Genomic DNA, 19,569 nt, shown 5'->3' on the forward strand with positions numbered 1-19,569 from the left:
TCGCATTTGTAAAATTCAACACTCTATGCGCTTACTCATTATAGGTTCGACGCAAAGAGGCTGCATAGTTCTTGGGAGACATCCCTTCCAGCTTTTTAAATAGTTTGCTGAAGTAGTGGATGTCTTCGTACCCGACCATGACGGAAATTTTGCTGATGGAGTTAGCGCCCGTCTGCAGCAATTCTTTGGCTTTCTCTATACGAAGATGCGTGAGAAATTCAAGCGGCGTTCGACCGGTTGCTTCCTTAAATAACTTACGGAAATAGTTCGGCGAGAGGCTCCCAGCTAGCGGCAACGCATTGAGATCCATCATTTCAGCGTAGTGATCCTGCATGTGGCGAATGGCTTCGGTAATCTCGGTTCGGTGAGCAGATTCGCCGCTAATGCCGTTATCCGTAGCTAGGTCATTGACCATATAGCTCAGAATCTGCAGAAGCTGTGACCGCAGCAGGATGGGATAGCCCAATGGCTTCGAAGTGAACGAGTGAACCATCCGTTGGAAGGTTTGGGTATAGGCTAAGAGATCCGATACACGCATGCGATGCGGAAACCAGACCTCGTCGAGCTCGAGCAAAGGGCGCTCCGTGAGTTCTTCCTCCACAGGGATGTAGTCCAAATGGAAATAATCCAGTTTCACATAGACATCAATAGGGGAAAAATCCAATTGCTCCCCCATATACATCAAATCAAAATGGACAGCGAAATAGCGAAACGACTTCCCCTTGGGTACATAGTAGGAATGCTTCAAATGTGGCCTTATAAAAAGCAGGTCTCCCGCTTCCAATGTATAAGACTGATCTTCCAGTTGAAACACACACGTGCCCGAAGTGATTAGAATCATTTCGTGATCGTAAATGACCCTAGGCGGAACTCGATAGTCGTCCTCGCCTGCATGCTCGTGTGCGAAGCGAACGTACGGCGCTAAGTTCAGAAAATCAATTCTTTTGACAGCCCCATTAGGCTCCATATAGACTTCCCTCAACCTCTCGTTCAAAAATGCTAACATGTTTCGATTGTAGTCGTTCAGTAAATCTATTATATCATCCTGCATAAAATAGAAATGAGAAAAACTCGGCCCCCCTTTGAAAAAGGAATACCGAGTTCGTTGTCTACCAAGTGGCTATTTAGGCAGCCAGATTCTAAAATTCCCGCTCAATGCCAGCACGCTGAAAGCATACAAGCAATTATCATAATACCGTCTTACACCTGTGCGAACCGGCGTCTGCCAGAATAAGTCTACACATGCCCGGGCATGTGCGCCGTCTGGTACTGCAAGTGAGGCCATTGCATTGGTAGCAATGATGCCAACAGGATGCAGGGCCTTCTCCTCAAAAGGTGTCCCGTCGATTTGGTACCGGCGATAATCCTCTGACGACTTATCCGCGAAAAAGTCTTGAATGCGATTCGCCGTATCGGTATGCCACTTGGAGCCGCCGCACCACTCCGCATCCAGCCCGATATTCGCCGCTACACGATAGGAATCGCTGAAGAAGTGACCATAGCCGCGATCATCGTTCGGCGTGCCATTGTAATGCGCATACTCGGGTGCCAAGCCCGTCTCCGGGTGGCAAGCGATCTGCATATAAGCTCGGCTAGCTTCCGCAGCCTCTTTCCAAAACGATCGATCCTCTTCATGTGCCCACTCAGCAAACAACTCATAGAAATGTGGAAGATGATACGATGGATCCGAATATTCGCAGTTTGGAACAAACTTGATCAGCTTATTCTCTGGATTCCACATCGGCTGACCTACACCGTCTTCTCCTTTGTGAATACACGTCCGAAGCAACTCGCGTGCCTGCTCGCTGTAGTTATACGGTGCTTCCCCATCGCCCCAGCGATGCGAAGCAAAGAACAGCGACAAAGCAAAATATTCTTCCCCATCCGGCGCTGGACCGTTTGATCGCTTAGAACCGTCGGTATTGCACGACCAAGCAAAATAACCCGCATTGTTGCCTTCGGTTATCAGCATGTTGGTATGCGTCCACTTCCAAATGCGATCAAATACATCCTTCTGATCCAGTTGAACGGCTATCATCATCCCATAGGACATGCCTTCCGTTCGGACGTCCAGGTTGCCTGTATCCAGCAAATAAGCCCCAGCCTCACCGGCTTCGTAATAGATTCTTGTATCCTCATCGCCGTGGAACAATTGGTTCCACACGTCTTGTAATTTATTCTGAATATCCGCTTCCGCATATCCGTACTCCCCAAATAGATTGCGGCAGTTTCCCTTAGCCGATGCGCCCATCACTTGCTTTTGCATTTGAAATGCCTCCTATCTAATAAGAATCCCCCAGACATGCTATATGCCTAGGGGCTTTGCTGTATCTTTTATCCTTTTACTCCGCCAACGGTCATGCCTTTTACAAAGTACTTCTGCAAGAAGGGATACACCATAATAATAGGTAGACTCACCACGATGGTCATTGTAGAGCGGATCGACGTTGGGGTTACCGTAGTTGCCCCTGAGTTCGCGCTGCTAGCAAATATATCGGCCGCAGTTTGCGACGTTTGCGTATTCGTATTCTGCAATATTTTCATCAACTCGTACTGTAACGTACTCAAATTCTCATTCGACGAGTTGTACAAGAAGACGTCAAACCAAGAGTTCCATTGACCGACTGCGCTAAATAGCGCAACTGTTGCCAATACAGGAACAACGAGTGGAAGAACAATCCGCATGAACATGGAGAAATCATTCGCACCATCAATACGAGCCGCTTCCATAATTCCATCAGGAAGTCCTTCAATAAACGAACGGATAATAATTAAATTGAATACCCCGATCATACCTGGAATGATATACACCCAGAAGCTTCCTAACATACCAAGATCCCGAATCAGCAGGTATCCTGGAATTAGTCCGCCGCTGAAATACATGGTGAAAATAAATGCAACCGTTATGAACTTACGAAGCACATACTCTTGACGCGACATCGTGTAGGCAACCATTGCGGAGCAGAACACCGTAACTACTGTACCCAGCACAGTTCTCAACACTGAAATGAAAAATGCATGCACGATTGCGGCTTCGTTAAATACATATTTAAAGTTATCGAATGTCCACATTCTAGGAAGAAGATAAATACCTCCGCGAACTGCATCATTCGCATCGTTCAACGCTACTGCAAGCGTATTGACGAAGGGATACAGCGTAACAATGACGAGACAGATCATAAAAATGATATTACAAATATCGAACAGACGATCACCTATGTGCGTATTCCGCCGGCTCGAGCTTGTATGTTGCGCAGCTTCCATAGCTGATACCTCCTTGTGAAATGGGTCAAAATAAACGACTGCTCAGTCCTCCATGGACGGGTACGTTTCTCTAGAAATTTAGCCGAGTTATCGTGTGAAACACATACTCTCTAAATTTTAGAACAATCTGGCTTCACCAGCACGTTTGGCAATCTGATTCGCACTAATCAAGAAGATAAAACTAACCACTGTCTTGAAAATGCCTGCTGCTGTCGCCAACGAGAAGTTACCCAAGTTGATGCCGTAATTGAGTACGAAAATATCGAGATTTTCTGCATAATCTATGTTCATCCCATTTTTGAGTAAATACTGCGGTTCAAAGCCAGACTCAAGAATGTGACCTAAATTCATGATTAGTAAGATGATAATAACCGGTTTAATCCCAGGTAGAGTAATATGCACGATGCGCTGAAATCTGTTGGCTCCGTCCATTTCTGCGGATTCATACAACGCTGGGTCAATCGTCGTCATTGCGGCCAAATAAATAATGGTATTCCAACCGACGTTTTTCCACACTTCAGAGGCACCGAGAATTCCCCAGAAATATTCGCCCTTGCCAAGCCATAAAATAGGTTCGCTAATCAAATGGGCTTTCAATAAGATTTCATTAATAATACCGCCATCCGTCGACAATGCTCCGGAGACAATGCTTGCTGCCACAACCCAAGAAATAAAATGGGGCAAATAACTGATCGTCTGTACAAAGCGTTTGAAAATAACTTTACGCAATTCATTGAGAAGAATAGCTAGAGTAACAGCTGTAACAAAGCCTAACACAAGATTAATCGTGCTCATGGCCAATGTATTTCGCATAACACGAAGGAAGCCTTCGTCTTGGAATAGGAATTTAAATTGGTCGAATCCAACCCAGGTTTGCTCAGAGAACTTTTTGGCAGGACGATACTTTTGAAAGGCGATCGACCAGCCCCAAAGCGGCACATATTTGAAAATGAACAGCCAAATAAGAAAAGGCAGCGACATGGCCATCAGTACTTTTTGTTTACCTAGCTTACGAAAAAATAAAGCTAACCCTGTTGATTTCTCGGATAGCGCTGGTCTGTCCGTTAGGGATTCTTTTGTAAGGCTCTCCATAGAAAATCACTCTCTCCTCCAGTAATGCCTTTTATCTAGTTAGTTTTAGTTATAGAAGGGACGCATGACACTAACCTGCGCTCATGTGCCATGCATCCCTAATACTTAATGTCTTATTCCTTATTTCGCCCAGTTACCTGCAACACGGTCTTTCACAACTTTTGTAATAAATGCTTCGTAGCCTTTGATATCAAGCTTGCTTGCTTGAGCCACATAGTCACTCCAAGCTTTCTCGAACTTGTCTGTGCCAGCCGCTAGAATCATTTCAGGATAAGCTTTCTTCTGAAGATCACCCATTTTTTGCTCGAAAATTTGCTCAGGTGTGCCTTGACCTTTGTTGATACTCCAAGCAGGGTACCATGGACGGGAATCAGGCTTACTAAACATATCCGTAAATACTTTCGCATTGTACGCTTTTAGAAGTGCTCTGTCGCCATCCGTATAGTTCTTCTCAGCAACCGCTGGCTGCTTGTTAGGGTCAAATGCGTTATCGCCTTTAACAATAGAGAAGTTACCGTAACGAGGCCAGTTGTACGCGAACATTTTCAAACCGAAATCTTCATAGAACTTAGGATCTTTGATTTTCGCAATTTCTTCATCCGTACGGAAGAACTTCCCTTTGTCGTCCACTTCATACGTTTGACCTTTAATACCCCATTGCTGCAAGATTTGATTATCTTCTGTCAGCATGTTGTCAAAGAATTTGATGATGCGAACAGGGTCTTTCGCGCTTTTGGAAATGGAGATACCACGATTGTTTACGAAGGAAGGCGGATCCAAGTATTGGTCCTTAACGCCTTTGTCAAACACGATTGGAAGTGCAACATAACGCTTGTCATCTACGCCAGCTTTGGCCAAGTTGTTACGTGCATCGCCAACTTGCCAGTCATACGCGAAGTAACCAAGCACGCGGCCGGAAGTTAATTTCGCCAAATACTGATCTTTGTTCATTGTGAAGGACTCTTTATCAAACAGACCTGCTGTATTGACTTCATTGAGCTTTTTCACCCAACGCTTTGTAGTTGCTTCATCAATGGCATTGCTTTTTGCTTCATTCGTTTTCAAATCGATCAGCAGTCCACCGTCATTCGGATAGCCAGCTAGATGGAACGCAGGGTTCGTGATCGTGAAGAAGTTCGTGTCATACGTCATGACGGAGAACCCGATCGTATCCTTGCCATCCACTTGTGGATGCTTGTCCTTATATGTCTTAATAGCATTGAAGTATTCATCAAGTGTCGTAAGCTTCGGATAACCAAGCTCTTTCAATACGCCGCGTTGAATCCAGAATGCGCCTTGGTCAACGTTCGGGTTAGGGGCAAAGCCCTGATTCGCACTGAATGGCAGGTGATAAATCTTGCCATCTTTTTGCTTCATTTTATCAAAATAAGGACCATACACGCGTTTGATGTTCGGACCGTATTTGGCGATTAAATCATCAAGCGGAATGAATGCGCCTGCATCCATAAACTTATCGATTTCTCCCTCAGGCTGAACCACATCCGGGAACTCATTACCGGCAATCATAACACCGGACTTCGTCTTGGATTCACCAACAAGATTCTCAACCTTGAAGTTGACACCTGTTTGCTTTTCTAGCTCTTTACCGATTGGAGTTTCATTCGTGTTCATGTTCTTTCCTGCGTTAAACAAGAAATAACTGAACGTAGCTGGTTTGAGTTCTTCCGTTGCAGCGGCTGTGCCACTAGGACTACTTGGTGTTTTGGAAGCAGCAGGATCTGCTGAATTCGAGCTGCTACAAGCACTTAACGAAAGCGCTAACAATGTGCCCATTGTGACTAATTTCAACTTTTTCATTCTTGTGAAACTCCCCTCTCAACTCTTTCTTGTAAGCACTTTCATTATATAAAACCGCTCTCATCTTGATTACCCTGTAAAGTTTAGTATCTTCTTAGTAAAGCATAGGTGGTCGATCATTCCCGTTTGCTTGAACAGGCGTAGAAATCTTCACAATGGTCCCGACGCCATCCTCACTGCTAATTTGTACATCAATTGCGTTGCCGTAATATAGTTTCAGTCGCATAAAAGCATTCTTCATACCGACATGTCCACTTACATCTTCGCCGTTGGCCATATAAGCGTTCAATAAATCCACTTTCTCCTTAGGCATCCCAATGCCGGTGTCAGCAATCGTAAAGTGGACTTGATCACCATTTCGAGTCGCCTTCACTTCAATGGTGCCATGGCCTTGCAAGGGCTCAATCCCGTGAAGACTAGCATTCTCAATGAAGGGGAGCAAGGTCATTTTGGGGATTTTACAGCTATAGACAGACTCATCCACCTCGAAGCGGTAGCTTAGCTTATCACCGAAACGGTATTTCTGAATTTCTAGGAAGCATAGAATCAAATCCAGCTCATCACGGAACGTGACCCATTCCCCGCCCCATTCCAGCGAACGGCGAAACATTTTGGCCATATTCTTAATGATTTTGGCTGTCTCATTTTCTTGCTTGATCAAGCTGCGCATACGAATCGTCTCCAACGCATTAAAGAGAAAATGAGGGTTAATCTGGCTCTGCAAGGCGTGCAGCTGTGACTGCCTTTGTTTCAGCTCCAGATCCTTCTTTTGAATATCTGCAATGTACACATCATCAATGAGGCTCTTAATTTGCACGGTCATTCGGTTGAATTCCCGCACCAGCTGGCCGATTTCATCCTTTGTTTCCGGCTCATTAATGAGATCGAAATGCTGGTTTTTCACCTTTTTCATATGAACAAGAATACGAACTAGACGTGTATGCAAGGAAGATGAGATCCATACAATGACAAGTGTCGGCAGTAATAAGTTAAGTAAGGCTAAATAAACGACGAATTGCTTAGATTTGCGCACTGCATCTAGGACATGCCCATCGGAAACGAGCACGATACGCCAATCCTTCAAATAGTTGGTACTATAATCGCGCTCCAATTGAATGGCATCCTTAGGGATTGCGACGCTGCGGAAATTGGTTTTACCCCGAATCCAGTCCAGCTTCGTGTCTGTCGTATACTGAATATCCCCTTCGGCGTTCAGCAAATACAGATTTCCCTGCAGCGCTTGGTTGCTAAACATCACCTTAATCGCGTCAGGACTCATCTCAATTTTGAGTATTTTACTATAGGTGTTCGCATTTACGAAGTTGTTCATTTGACGGATGACGCTAAGTCCGCTGTACGAGCTCTCATTGTCATCGCTACGCATAACGAGCGGATAGGGTTGTCCTTTAGCAAACACCTTCTGCAGGCTCCGATACCATTCCGTATCCCGAATAATATCCGTCAGCGGGTGTAAGCCGCCTGAGTCGATAATCGTTGGATTGTTGGTATACATCTGAATGCCTTTAATTTCGCTATACACCAAATTGTACTTATTAATGTTGGTCGCCAACTGCGAGTTATACATTTGTACATAATCGATGGTTTCAACGTATGTGTGCTCCAGGGCATCATTCAAGAGACCATCTGTATAAAAAACGGATGAAATCCCAACCGCATTGTCGATCTTGGCGCGAAATTCATCCTTCAATTTATCTAAATTTAAAGAGATATCTTCCGTTTTCTGCTGCTGAACATTATGGGTTGTCACTTGATAAAAAATTACGTTGGTCAATAAAATCGGGATAAATACGCTTAGAAAGTACAGCATCAACAGCTTGTTGCGCAAACGTATATTATTTAGTTGGAATCGTCGATTTTTCATGGGAATGGCCGCCTTGTTTGGTCAGTAGTTTTTTGCGATATTCGGACGGAGGCATATCCTCCATTTTCTCAAATTGCGCAACAAAATAGTCAGCGTTATTAAAGCCTACCTTTTCGGCAATTTCATAAATCCGCAAATCGGTTTGACGCAGCAGCTTCTTGGCTTCGCCAATACGGATGGACAGCAGAAATTCATTGAAATACTGGCCATACGTTTTCTTGAATAATTGTCCGACGTACACCGGATTCATATAAAATTCAGCCGCAATACTCTTGAGATTGATATTCTCTTGGTAATGGTGCTCAATGTAGCTCTTAATCTTGTGAATACTGCCCTTCGTCTGCTCACCGCGTAATTGCTCCATCATACGTGAGCTTTCTATCATGAAAGAAATGAATAAGTGCTGCAGCTCGCTAAAAGAAAGCGGTTGTGCATCCCAGCTCAGCATGGGCTTGAGATTAACTAGCAGATCCGTTGGTCCCTGCATCCCCTGCAGCGTTCCTACGATGCTGTGCACATAGCGATTGATAATCGTACGAATCGCGTCTTTGGCCAGTGATTTGGCTTCGATTTCAACAAAGAGCTTCGCGATGGTTGTTTTAATCTTCTCCGTTTCCTGCTCGCCAACAGCTTCCTGAATGCGATGAAATAAGCTGGCATCTGGCTCCGAATAGCTTAGCGCTGTTTTAGAAGCTACTTCATAGAAGAGAACATCCTTCATTCCCTTCACATACTTGTACTGCAACAGCTCGTTAGCTGTCTGAATAGACTCACTGAGTGCTTTCATCTCTTTCACGCTGGTGCCGAAATAAAGGGTAACGCCAGCTTGCAATCTCTTTGCCAACAGGCCCTGCAGCGCTGCGCCAAATCGTTCATAGCTGCCACTGTACAACTTCAGCGCGTCCGAGCAAATGAGAAAAGCACACTGATGGTTGCGCAGCTGAACGACAAAATCGCTCGGCACATCAACCAGCGTTTGCAAGGCCTCGGCAACGACACTGACATCGTCCTTGATCTGGTAGTCCGTCGCGTCGCTCTCCTCGGATAGCCCCCGGTTCATTTCGACAATGCCATAACGCATCACGGTTCCTTTGGACAAATGAACCCGACCATCCAGCTCCATCACCGCTTTGGCCGCCTGCTCGCCTCTACTTAATTGCTCGAACAAGCCCTTCAGCGTTAATCGCCCGCTAATTGCTTTCTGTATTCGCTCTTCCTTAATTTGCTGCGCCAACTTCCGTAAGGTCTCTTCCAAATCCTCTTCTTCAATTGGCTTCAAAATATAGTCACTCACACCAAAGCGAATAGCAGATTGCGCATAGGTGAAGTCATTGTAACCGCTTAAAATAATAAACTTGCACGTGCTAAGATTACGAAGTTTTACTTCTTCTATTAGCTTTAAGCCATCCATAACTGGCATTCGTATATCGGTGATCACTACATCAATTTCTGATTGCCTGGACGAAATGATTCGCAGCGCATCTTTTCCATTATCCGCTTCGTGGCTGACACAGTACCCCAAGGACTCCCAGTCGATTAGGCCGAGTAAACCTTTCCTGACATATTGCTCATCATCGACTAACATCACTTGCAGCTTCATGACTTTCACTCCCTTGGTAACTAAAATGGAAAAGCGAGTCCGGTACATAGCCGGACTCGCAGGGTATCTATACGAGCAATCTAGATGTTGTCTATTGTATCCCACTCTGTCATGATCTGACAACTATGGGTTGGAAAGGTCTATTTGCATAGCTATTTCATGATCCGGTGAAAAGCCCTCTTCGGTGCGTGATTACGATCGAAAAGAAACGGCCAGTTTTTCCTCCCCTTCACTGGAAAATCATCCAGCCATGTGTAATCATCCGCCGCGCCCCAGAAGGTGACTGCCGTAATGCTGCTCCGGTATGTCTGGAATAGCTCAAAAATTTGCCCATAGCGCTCTGCCTGCAGCTCTAACATCTCCGAGGTTGGCTCTGTGAGATCGGTTCGTCTGTCCGTGAATTCGTACACCGACAGATCTAGTTCTGTAATTTGCAGTTGTACCCCTAGCGAGGCATACAGCTCAATAGCATCTCGGATCTCCTCTATGGAAGGACCATGAATGTTCCAATGTCCCTGCATGCCGATACCATGGATCGGTACGCCTTGGTTTTTTAAAGACAACACAAGAGCAGCTATTTTCTCCCGTTTCACAGGATTCGTTTCATTGTAATCATTGTAGAACAAGACCGCATTAGGATCAGCTTGATGTGCGAAATGGAAGGCATTCGCGATGTAGTCCTCACCTATAATCTCGAGCCACTTGGATTTACGCAGCGTGATTTCTGTAGAATCTTCAATCGCTTCATTGACAACGTCCCACGCGTAGACCTGGCCGCGGTAACGTTTCACGACCGTTTCGATATGCTGCTGCATCCGGGTCAGAAGCTGCTCCCTTGTGGCTGGCTCCCCGTTCGCTCCCTCGAACACCCAGTCTGGTGTTTGGTTGTGCCAAACTAACGTATGACCTCTTACCTTTTTCCTCTGATTAGCTGCAAAATCAACGATCGCATCTGCCACCCCAAACGTGTAGCGGTCTGGATCGGGATGGATCTCGGCAAACTTCATTTCATTCTCAGCGGTTACACTATTATAATGCCGTTTGATGAGGTCGGCCTGCGTTTCAATGGTTTTCGCATTCACAGCTGCTCCAATATCGAAAAAACGCTCGAATTTCTTATATAACGACGCTATATCTCTCTGGCTTTCTGTCACGTAGTATGACCTCCTTCAATCGGATGGAATAAAAATAAGGCTTTAGTAAATCGTACGCCCCTGCTCATCCGGAATCCCCGATTTCCTTGCAAAATACGTATTAATGACATCGCGCCATTCCTTCGCATGCTCAGCTTGATCCTGAAGGCGCTGCAGCACTTGGTCATAACGTACTTCATCAATGTGCTCCTGAAGCGACGTCCATGCAGCAACCAACCCAGCCGCTTCCTCTACGCCTTCGAAGTGAGTATCGTACACGTGTTGGATGACCGTTCTACCGGATTTCAACTGGTAGGTGTACGGCACATGATGGAAAAATAACAGCAACTCATCCGGACACTGCGCCAAGGATTCGTATCGCTCTGCCTGTGGCGCGTGATACTGGGCCGTGTAGCCTGTTCCCGATTTCAAGGTGCGATCGACGCCAATACCATGACAATCCGCAAAATGGTAGGTCCCCCATTTGGCATATTCATACCCATCCACATTCGGACCGTAGTGATGTCCTGGATTAACCATCCAGCCTACACCGAGTGGCGCTGTATATTTCTCATAAATGCTCCAAGAACGGAGCATCATGTCCGATAGTGCTGCAACCACCTCTGGCTGCCGGCTGAACGTCATCATGATCCATTCTTGCGCAATAGCTTCCGCAGCAAGACTAGGATCCCACGCTAAGCGGCCGTATCCGTATAGATTGGCTTGCGCTAATACATGACCCGTCCAATTCCAATCATCTCCGATATTGGACACTGCCGCGAAGCCGCCATGCGCTCGTCCGAATAAAGCGCCGCTAGCAATTTCAGCCGTCGTCGAGCCTTCACCTTGCGCATAAGTATCAAAGTCGATGACTTCTTTCCATTGCGGTACTAAGAAGCAAACATGCTTCTGCTGCCCCGTGTACTCCTGCGTGACTTGCAGCTCCAGCATTTGATTCGTGCTGCGCAGGCCTCCGAGGAGTGGAGACACTGGCTCGCGTACTTGGAAGTCCATCGGACCATTTTTAATTTGCAAAATGACATTATCCTGAAATTTCCCATCCAGTGGCGTGAAATGATCATAGGCCGCTCGCGCGCGATCCGTTGTACGATCCCGCCAATCCTGCAGGCAGTTGTAGACGAAGCACCGCCAAATGACCAGACCGCCGTGCGGCCAAAGCGCATTCGCCAGCATATTGGCACCGTCCGCATGATCGCGGCCATAAGTGAAAGGACCTGGGCGGAATTCGGAGTCCGCCTTCACTAGAAAACCGCCGAAATCAGGGATGTATTGATAAATCTCGGCTGCTTTCTCTTCCCACCAGAGGATGACGTCGTTATCCAACGGATCCGCCGTTGTCAACCCGCCAATTTCCATCGTACTCGCATAGTTCACACTGAGAAATAAAGTGATCCCGTACGAACGGAATACCGCTGCAATCTGAGCTACCTCAGGGAGAAAAGTCTCTGTGATCAGCATCGTTTCCTGGCGATGTACGTTCACGTTATTGATCGAGATCGCATTAAGGCCTACGGATGCGAGCAAGCGAGCGTACTCACGAATGCGTGTATGGTCCTTGATGATGGTATTATCCTCGAAGAAAATGGAGCGACCCGCATATCCACGTTCTATGCTGCCGTCCATGTTATCCCATTGATTCATCATTCGCAGTCGGTTAGTGGGATTCTGAACTATACTGAGTTGCTCAAGGGATTCTCCGCACTGAAGCCTGCGCAACAGTTCGAACACTGCGTAAAGCACACCTTTATCGGAGCCGCCGATGAGGACGAGATAGCTATGCCCGAGCGCTTCTACCTTTTGAATCAGGTAACCGTCTTCCTGTATGCTTGTCACTCGCTCGGCATCTAAGAGATGTTCAAACGCAGTCGTCTGATCCTGTACGCCAAGCAGAATCGAGTGCGATTTCGTCGGAGTTTCCGAATGGATAGGCGCTACGCCCAGCAAACTTGTAATTCCTTCATGCAGCTCATGCGCAGCCGTCTGAAAGACTTCGGATATCGTATAGGTGACAATTTCCTGACACCAGGTTCGGTAGGTTTCTAGTAATGCGGCCTCGTCAATTTGCGCGTATCGAAGCCAGCAAAGATCTGTTTCTTGCTTATGTGTAGGCATGATGCACCACCCTTATTTATGTATAGTTTTCAAAATAAAGCGCTTTCGCGAGTTATTATAACGCTTGCCTCGATGGTTTCATACCCTACGATCTTTAGGTTTTACCCCACAGATTATAGGAATTTTCAAGGGAGGGCAGCGGCTCTGCATTCCTAAGTGCTTTTTGGCTGTGATTTGGTGGTTTTTACGCGGAGTTAACTGGAATAGGGACTCGCCGAGTTCTTATTTGCCCTCCCCACCAACACGACAAAAAACCACCCCCGACATAATCGTCGCGAGGCGGTTTAGAGATCGTTCTGTATCTGTAGCTACTTATTTCACCAAAGTACCCTTTGTTACACCCAACTGGTTCGTCGCCTTCAGCGAACGCCACACTTGCGTGCCGTTAATTTGACCGTCGATCGCGCGGCGGTATAGATCAAGAATTTCCGTTACTTTCTCCGGCGTCTCTTCCAAAAACTCTACACGGAAGGAGCGGATACCCAGATCCATAAAGTGGTTCAAATACTCCGCACCTGATTGATCTACCGCGTTGTACACGGTATTCCGGCAGCCTTCATCTACGCGAACAGGATGGGACATCCCTACACGGTCCTGCAAGGACACACGTTTCTCCTCGCATGGACGACCACAGTTCGTGAAGTCTGTGCCTTCGCTCAGGAATGTACAGTACACGCAGTGCTCCGTATGGAACATCGGCATATGCTGATGAATGACGACTTCAAGCTTGGACGTCTCAGCGCGGCGAAGCAAGTCAACCATCTGCTGAATGTTCAAGTCATACGAAGGCGTAACCTTCGAAAGCCCGGCAGCCAAGAACAAATCTGCGGTCTTATGGTTCGCCACATTCAGTGAGAAATCACCGATCAGCTGCGGGTGCGGTGCATCCGGATTCTCCAAGCGATGCTTCAAGAAATAGAAGGCTGCGCCAGTATTACGAATCAGAACCGCATCCGGCTTCAGCTTCAGTATATTGTTAAAATAGCCCGTTTCCCCTGGCATATGAATCCGCGGTGTTACGAGGGCGATTTTGCGCCCAGCAGCATGAACAGCTTCAACGGCCGCAGGAAACTGCTTAATAAATTCAAAATCAGCGTAAATCAAGCCAACGTCCGTCGTTGCCAGTACTGCCTTCACCTGATCCAGGTTACGGCACAAAGCAGTCAACTCGACCGCGCTGCGATCCGCGGACGATAATGCAGGTGCATTAACGGCTGTAACCGCCGCGTGATGCTCTGTCACAGAAGCCGGCACGTCGTCATAAACGCCGACGTCTCGCTTGATGTACGCGCGCGGCTTCTGCCGCTCGTCTTCCATTAACTCGACAGCCATGCGGCGCATGCTGTTCAGCTCACGCATCGGCACGATAAGCTCGCCCACAAGCTGGACATCCAGCTCGGCAAGCTCATAAATCGTGCCGCCTAGGCGACCGAACTGCTCGGTGAAGAGCTGTTCGTCCATCGGTCTTTTCTCCGCGCGAACCAGCGGAAGCTCGGATTGTACGAAGACGGTGTGACCGCCTTTCACATCCGTCCACCAGCTTTTCAGCGTCTCGCCTTGGACGCCGCTGACCTTCACACTTACCGGGAAAGTACGGTAAGGCTTGTCGGTCTCAAACGTCTGGCGCAAACGCTTGTCCAGCGCAGGATCATTCGTCTTCCAGATACGGTCGCCAACATGCAAACGACCAAGCTCTACATCGTTGCGTCCCATGACGATCTCGATCAATCCACCCTCGGCTTCGCCTTCGAGCTTCTCGCCCTTGCGGCGCAAATCGTAGATGCGCCCGCCTTCTTCCTTCTTCGTCGGATCCCCAGCGTCGAAGACCAGACCATCACCGCGCTTCAACAGAGCTTCAAGCTCACAGATCACACCATCGCGCAGGATCTGCTTGATGCGGCCCACGAAAACCCCTCGGCTCTTCGGAAACGTGCCGTCAACTAACTGCTTGTTGTTGGTTCCTTGCAGGAACCCAACGGTAAAACCACGTGAGAAGCTTTGCTGAAGCTCACGCACTTCTTCTTTAGACGGACGCGCATCCTGCCCATCGAAATAACGATCGATCGCTTTGCGATATTTGCTCACAACATTAGCTACATATTCAGGGGTCTTCAGACGCCCTTCAATTTTAAACGAACGAACACCCGCTTCGATCAGCTCCGGCACGATTTCAATCGCCGCCAAATCCTTTGGCGACAGCAAATACGTGACGTCACCCATCGGCTTTTGCACGCCATCAACCATCAGATCATACGGCAAACGGCAAGCCTGCGCGCATTCTCCCCGGTTAGCGGAACGACCTCCCCACATTTCGGAGGTTAAGCATTGTCCAGAATAGGACACGCATAGGGCACCATGCACGAACACTTCCATCGGAAGCTTCGCTTGATCGCCGATTTGCTTGATTTGTTTCAGGTTATTCTCACGACCTAGAACAACGCGCTCGATATCGAACGGTTTCGTAAATTCAACAGCTTCAGGCGATGTAATCGTCATCTGCGTTGAGCCGTGAATCGGGAAATCTGGGGAGATTTCGCGAATCATTTTAACCAAGCCCATATCCTGTACAATTACCGCATCTACGCCTGCGTCAACACACGCTTCAATTAACTGCTTCGCATCGTTCAACTCTTCCTCGAACACGAGAATGTTAAACGTCAGGAAGCCCTGTACTCCATATAGATGAAGGAACGACATAATATCCGGCAGCTCAGCCATCGTAAAGTTATGCGCTCTCGCTCTCGCATTGAATTTCTCCACACCAAAAAACACGGCATCCGCCCCATTGGCAACAGCCGCTCGCAAACAATCCCAATCCCCCGCAGGGGCCAATAATTCTACATCTTCTCTGCGTATCGTACGCATGGCAGCAAATCCTTTCAATATCAATCCTCGGTAATCCTCAACTCTTCTCTTTAGTGTAACAGAAACAATAGGCAGGAATCTAGGGCGTGGATATCTCCAATATAGCCAATATCCGACAATACGGCAGGAAAGTGGGACCTTTAGAAGTTAACAAACGTATCTATGAATGCTATAATGGCAAGGATAGTGACCTTTCTAGCAATCGAGGGATCCTTTTGAATTTGTCGAAAATTCGTGTACGTCAACTACTGATCGGGTTAAGCCTAGGCGTCTTAGTCCTTGTGCTCACCCTTCTATTTTTGCCAAAAGTCGAGGAAACTAAGCTTCTTTACGCAACGAGCGGGGATTCTTATGATACCGCCGCTTATAGTAATTTCGAGCAAACCTTACAAGCAGGCGTTCAAATTGATAGAAAAAGTTTACTCACGTTCTCAACCCGTCAGCTTCGCACGTACGATGCCTTGTATTTGGATCCAACTCTTGCGCTAGATCCTACTTGGCCTGAACAAGCGGTAAAGCTCATGGCTTTCGTGAAGCAAGGCGGCCATTTATTATTGGAAAATGAGTATGCAGATCGGTTTCCACTCGATTTTCTAGGTGCTGCCGGGCTTGTAGATTTACAAAAGGTGCCTCTGAGCAAATTCGGTTCAACTCTCCTGTCTGGAGATTCTCTGACGCTCAGCTACCCGCAGGTGCCAGTCAATCTGCATGGGATTCAACAAACGTTTCAATTATTTACAACTAGTTATCTTCAACATAATACGATGGACGATATGCCTGGTTTTAACCTTGGATACGGCTTTACACCTTCTGCAGGTGTTTCTGTTGTTAACATGACTAACCCGATGGAGTCCAAGACCCCGGTTTCTCTGGTGATGCAAAACCGCGTTGGCAAAGGCGCCGTGCTTATCAGCAGTAATTTCCTGCCGAACCGGTACTTCCCTACGGGCTTTGATATGAAGAGCGGATTCGATCCAAAGTTAGGCTTTGCCCAGCTCGCAGAGAAATACCAAGCGACAAGCAAGGCAACACCAGGAACAACTTACTTCAATAAAAGAGCGATGCCGATTGAGCCGTTTTTTAACTTCGCTTGGGCGGCGGCTAATATGCAGTATCGTAGTGAGCTGCTAGCTTATGTCGCTAAGGAAACGCTCGGGTACAGCGTGAAGAAGAGTCTGGGGCCATATGGAAGGCCCGCGATGGCTTTCCAGAACCATTTTGAGGCGATGCCGTCGATCGGGCAAAAAGACGGTATCGCTTGGGCGGAGAAGCTGAAGGAGTACAACGAGGTTCCCTCGTTTACGCTCGTGCGCAGCGCCTTCTACTGGGGTGAATGGCGCGAGAGCGTGACGGTGCAGCTCAACACAGGAACGAACGCGAAGCCGTCGTTCGTCGGTGAGCTGCCCGGCTCCGGCTACGCGAGCGGCCTGCACGTAATGGCTGCCGGCATTCCGCTGCGGCAAGCCACATACCCCGATTATCGCGAGCTCGCAGGCACGATTGAACTGCCGTACCGCGCGTACCCTGCCGCCGCGGATCTGAACGGCGACGGCCGCACGGACTTGCTGGCCGGCAGCTCAGATGGATTCGTGTATGTCTACACGAATCTGGGCAAGGATGAGGCGGCTTACGCAAGCGAGCCGCCTCCGAAGGGCATGGCGCTGCCCGACACGTTCGGCGCGCCTACGAAGGTATTGCTGGAGAGCGGCGCGCCGCTCCAGCTCAGCCCTTACAGTGCCGTTCACGCCGCCGACGTGAACGGGGATGGCCGCACGGACCTCGTCGTCTCCGACGAGTCCGGCGCGGTAAAGCTATTGCCGCAGCTCGCTAGCGGCAGGTTCGGGCAGCCCGCGCCCGTGCTCGCGGGCGGTACCCCGCTGCAGCAGCCCGGAGGGCCTGCAGCGCCATCCGTCGCCGATGTGAACGGCGACGGCAAGCTCGACCTCGTCCTAGGCGCAGCCGATGGGCGAGTGTGGCTGTATCAGGGCCGCAGCGCAGCGGCCCTGGATCTTGAACCGAAAGGCAGCGCAATCATCACGCTGCCCAACAAAGCCACGCACGCCGCGCCAGCGGTGCGTGATATCAATCAAGACGGCCGACCAGATCTCGTGGTCGGCAGCAGCGATGGGGACCTTCAAGTGTTCACCCAAGAGATCGGTGGCGCTTGGGCAGATGTAGGTCCCATCGCAGGGACAACCTTGAACCAAGTAGGCAACCATGCTTTGGTTGCTGGACATTATTCCGTCCCTTTATGGCTCGATCTCAATCATGATGGCAACGACGATCTTATTATGGGTGGTATCGAATTCGGATCTCCCGTGTCGATCGATGACCCTCACTTTCCTTATAAAGCGGAGTTAAACGAGTTCATTCAATATGCACAGAAGAACCATTTACAACTAAATCCGCATACATTTGTGCATAATTTTAAGAGTGCTGATGACGAAAGAGCTGAGTTCAGTCTTCATCACCAAGCTTTTGATAAGCTTGGTATTCCTTGGCTGCATCCTGGTACGAACCAGCACACGTGGCGCGTTAATAATGAGGCTTGGAATCAGACCTTCGTCTCGGAGAAAGAGAAAGGCATGTGGTACAATTTCGGGTTCTTACCTTCCGAATCACCTGTTCTGGCTCGTCCTGAAGCCATTTGGTCGCTTCCCTTCCTTCTGCAAGATGACAAAGAAAAGACCGACACGACGATGCTCATTCATGCACCTACACCGGTTCTGAGGCTTACGGGTGACAATGTCAACACGGACGTGTTCGAGTCGATGGCCAAGCTTGATATGCCGATTGATTATTTCGAGCATATTGAATACCATTTCCCGGATCCTGCGTTGGTGGCTAGTCTAACGGAATTCGCTGATTACTTTGACAAGCTTCGCACGAAGCATGATTATAACTTTATGTCTGAAACACAGATGGCTCAATCGTTCTTAACCGCTATGCAAAGTGATGTTACGATCAGCCAATCTTGGGGCTCCTACCTGTGGGATCGATTCAAGGATCGACTCAGCGGAGGCAGTCCGCACTTCCATGCTACGTTGACACCTGATTCATCGGGAGTGCCAGGCTTAGCGCAAGAGTATGCTGCCACCTTAGGGGTCATCATTGAAAAGGGTGATAAGTTAGCCCTCTACTCCCTGCAAAGCGATTCAAATATCTATACCCATATAGATAGTAAACTGTATCTCGGATTAGCGAAAAAGACTGATATTCACATCGGCCCTTCGGCACAGCAGTTTCATGTTGTGCGGTCGAATGTCCCTTTTAGCCTAACAAGTGAAGGAAGATCGCATCATTTGAAGCTTGAATCAGCAGGTCTGCAGCAAATCAAATTCTTCAGCCCTAGTGTGCTCAACTTCGAAACGTCACCAGATGTTAAGGTCCTATATGACTCTGCTTCGCAAACGTACACGTTAACCCGATACGGTGACGTCACGACACTTACTTTTACCGGCCCTGTCGCGAATGCGCAGTAACCTTATTAGATATACCTACTTTGACTTAAATCAGGAGGCTTCCCCATGTCCAACTTATTAGAAGAGCTAGAACAGCATATTCGCGAGCGTTACGAAATTGCCGAGGACGATGACGATTTCGATGTGGATGTTCATTTGTTCGATTATGGGTTTATTGATTCCGTAGGGGCGACTGCCCTCATCGCTCACATTGAAAAAACGTACAACCTGCAAGTAACGAATCAAGATTTAATGCTCTATCCGATGAACACGGTGAATGAAATTGCCGAATTTATTTCCAAGAAGACTGCGAGGTAACGG

Annotated in this window: 12 protein-coding genes; 2 read left to right on the top strand and 10 right to left on the bottom strand. The window is 48.0% G+C overall.

The genetic code is table 11. The features are described from left to right. Positions 1-31: 31 nt before the first annotated feature. The 10 genes from AC58QO_RS26400 to AC58QO_RS26445 all read right to left on the bottom strand — a co-directional run bounded on the left by AC58QO_RS26400 (position 32) and on the right by AC58QO_RS26445 (position 15,787). Complete coding sequence (locus AC58QO_RS26400) at positions 32-967, bottom strand: AraC family transcriptional regulator (RefSeq protein ID WP_497270809.1); 936 nt, start codon at positions 965-967, stop codon at positions 32-34. A 153-nt stretch (positions 968-1,120) separates the two neighbouring features. After that, positions 1,121-2,266, bottom strand: coding sequence for a family 8 glycosyl hydrolase (locus AC58QO_RS26405; protein WP_497270811.1), 1,146 nt, complete (start codon positions 2,264-2,266; stop codon positions 1,121-1,123). A gap of 68 nt (positions 2,267-2,334) precedes the next feature. Further along, a complete protein-coding gene (locus AC58QO_RS26410; RefSeq protein WP_497270813.1) occupies positions 2,335-3,264 on the bottom strand; it encodes a carbohydrate ABC transporter permease in 930 nt (309 codons plus the stop codon). 117 nt (positions 3,265-3,381) lie between these two features. Next, positions 3,382-4,356, bottom strand: a complete 975-nt coding sequence (locus tag AC58QO_RS26415; protein WP_497270815.1) for an ABC transporter permease — start codon at positions 4,354-4,356, stop codon at positions 3,382-3,384. 120 nt (positions 4,357-4,476) lie between these two features. Further along, positions 4,477-6,174 (bottom strand): ABC transporter substrate-binding protein, encoded by a 1,698-nt coding sequence (locus tag AC58QO_RS26420; protein ID WP_497270817.1) that lies wholly within the window; start codon positions 6,172-6,174, stop codon positions 4,477-4,479. 94 nt (positions 6,175-6,268) lie between these two features. Continuing rightward, the gene (locus AC58QO_RS26425) at positions 6,269-8,056 is read right to left on the bottom strand and encodes a sensor histidine kinase (RefSeq protein ID WP_497270819.1); all 1,788 of its coding nucleotides are present in this window, start codon (positions 8,054-8,056) and stop codon (positions 6,269-6,271) included. Continuing rightward, positions 8,028-9,656, bottom strand: a complete 1,629-nt coding sequence (locus AC58QO_RS26430) for a response regulator transcription factor (protein WP_497270821.1) — start codon at positions 9,654-9,656, stop codon at positions 8,028-8,030. The genes AC58QO_RS26425 and AC58QO_RS26430 overlap by 29 nt, the downstream gene beginning before the upstream one ends. 152 nt (positions 9,657-9,808) lie before the next feature. After that, positions 9,809-10,810: an endo-1,4-beta-xylanase gene (locus tag AC58QO_RS26435; RefSeq protein WP_497270823.1), complete on the bottom strand. Its 1,002-nt coding sequence runs from the start codon at positions 10,808-10,810 to the stop codon at positions 9,809-9,811. A gap of 42 nt (positions 10,811-10,852) precedes the next feature. Continuing rightward, positions 10,853-12,922 (bottom strand): alpha-glucuronidase family glycosyl hydrolase, encoded by a 2,070-nt coding sequence (locus tag AC58QO_RS26440; protein WP_497270824.1) that lies wholly within the window; start codon positions 12,920-12,922, stop codon positions 10,853-10,855. 312 nt (positions 12,923-13,234) lie between these two features. Continuing rightward, positions 13,235-15,787: a U32 family peptidase gene (locus AC58QO_RS26445; protein WP_497271036.1), complete on the bottom strand. Its 2,553-nt coding sequence runs from the start codon at positions 15,785-15,787 to the stop codon at positions 13,235-13,237. Positions 15,788-15,873: 86 nt separating this feature from the next. Here AC58QO_RS26445 and AC58QO_RS26450 point away from each other — a divergent pair, with 86 nt between their 5' ends. Continuing rightward, the gene (locus AC58QO_RS26450; protein ID WP_497270826.1) at positions 15,874-19,269 is read left to right on the top strand and encodes an FG-GAP repeat domain-containing protein; all 3,396 of its coding nucleotides are present in this window, start codon (positions 15,874-15,876) and stop codon (positions 19,267-19,269) included. Positions 19,270-19,314: 45 nt separating this feature from the next. After that, positions 19,315-19,566 (top strand): acyl carrier protein, encoded by a 252-nt coding sequence (locus AC58QO_RS26455; RefSeq protein ID WP_173117126.1) that lies wholly within the window; start codon positions 19,315-19,317, stop codon positions 19,564-19,566. Positions 19,567-19,569: the final 3 nt, after the last annotated feature.

The sequence above is a fragment of the Paenibacillus sp. J31R30 genome (assembly GCF_059692115.1).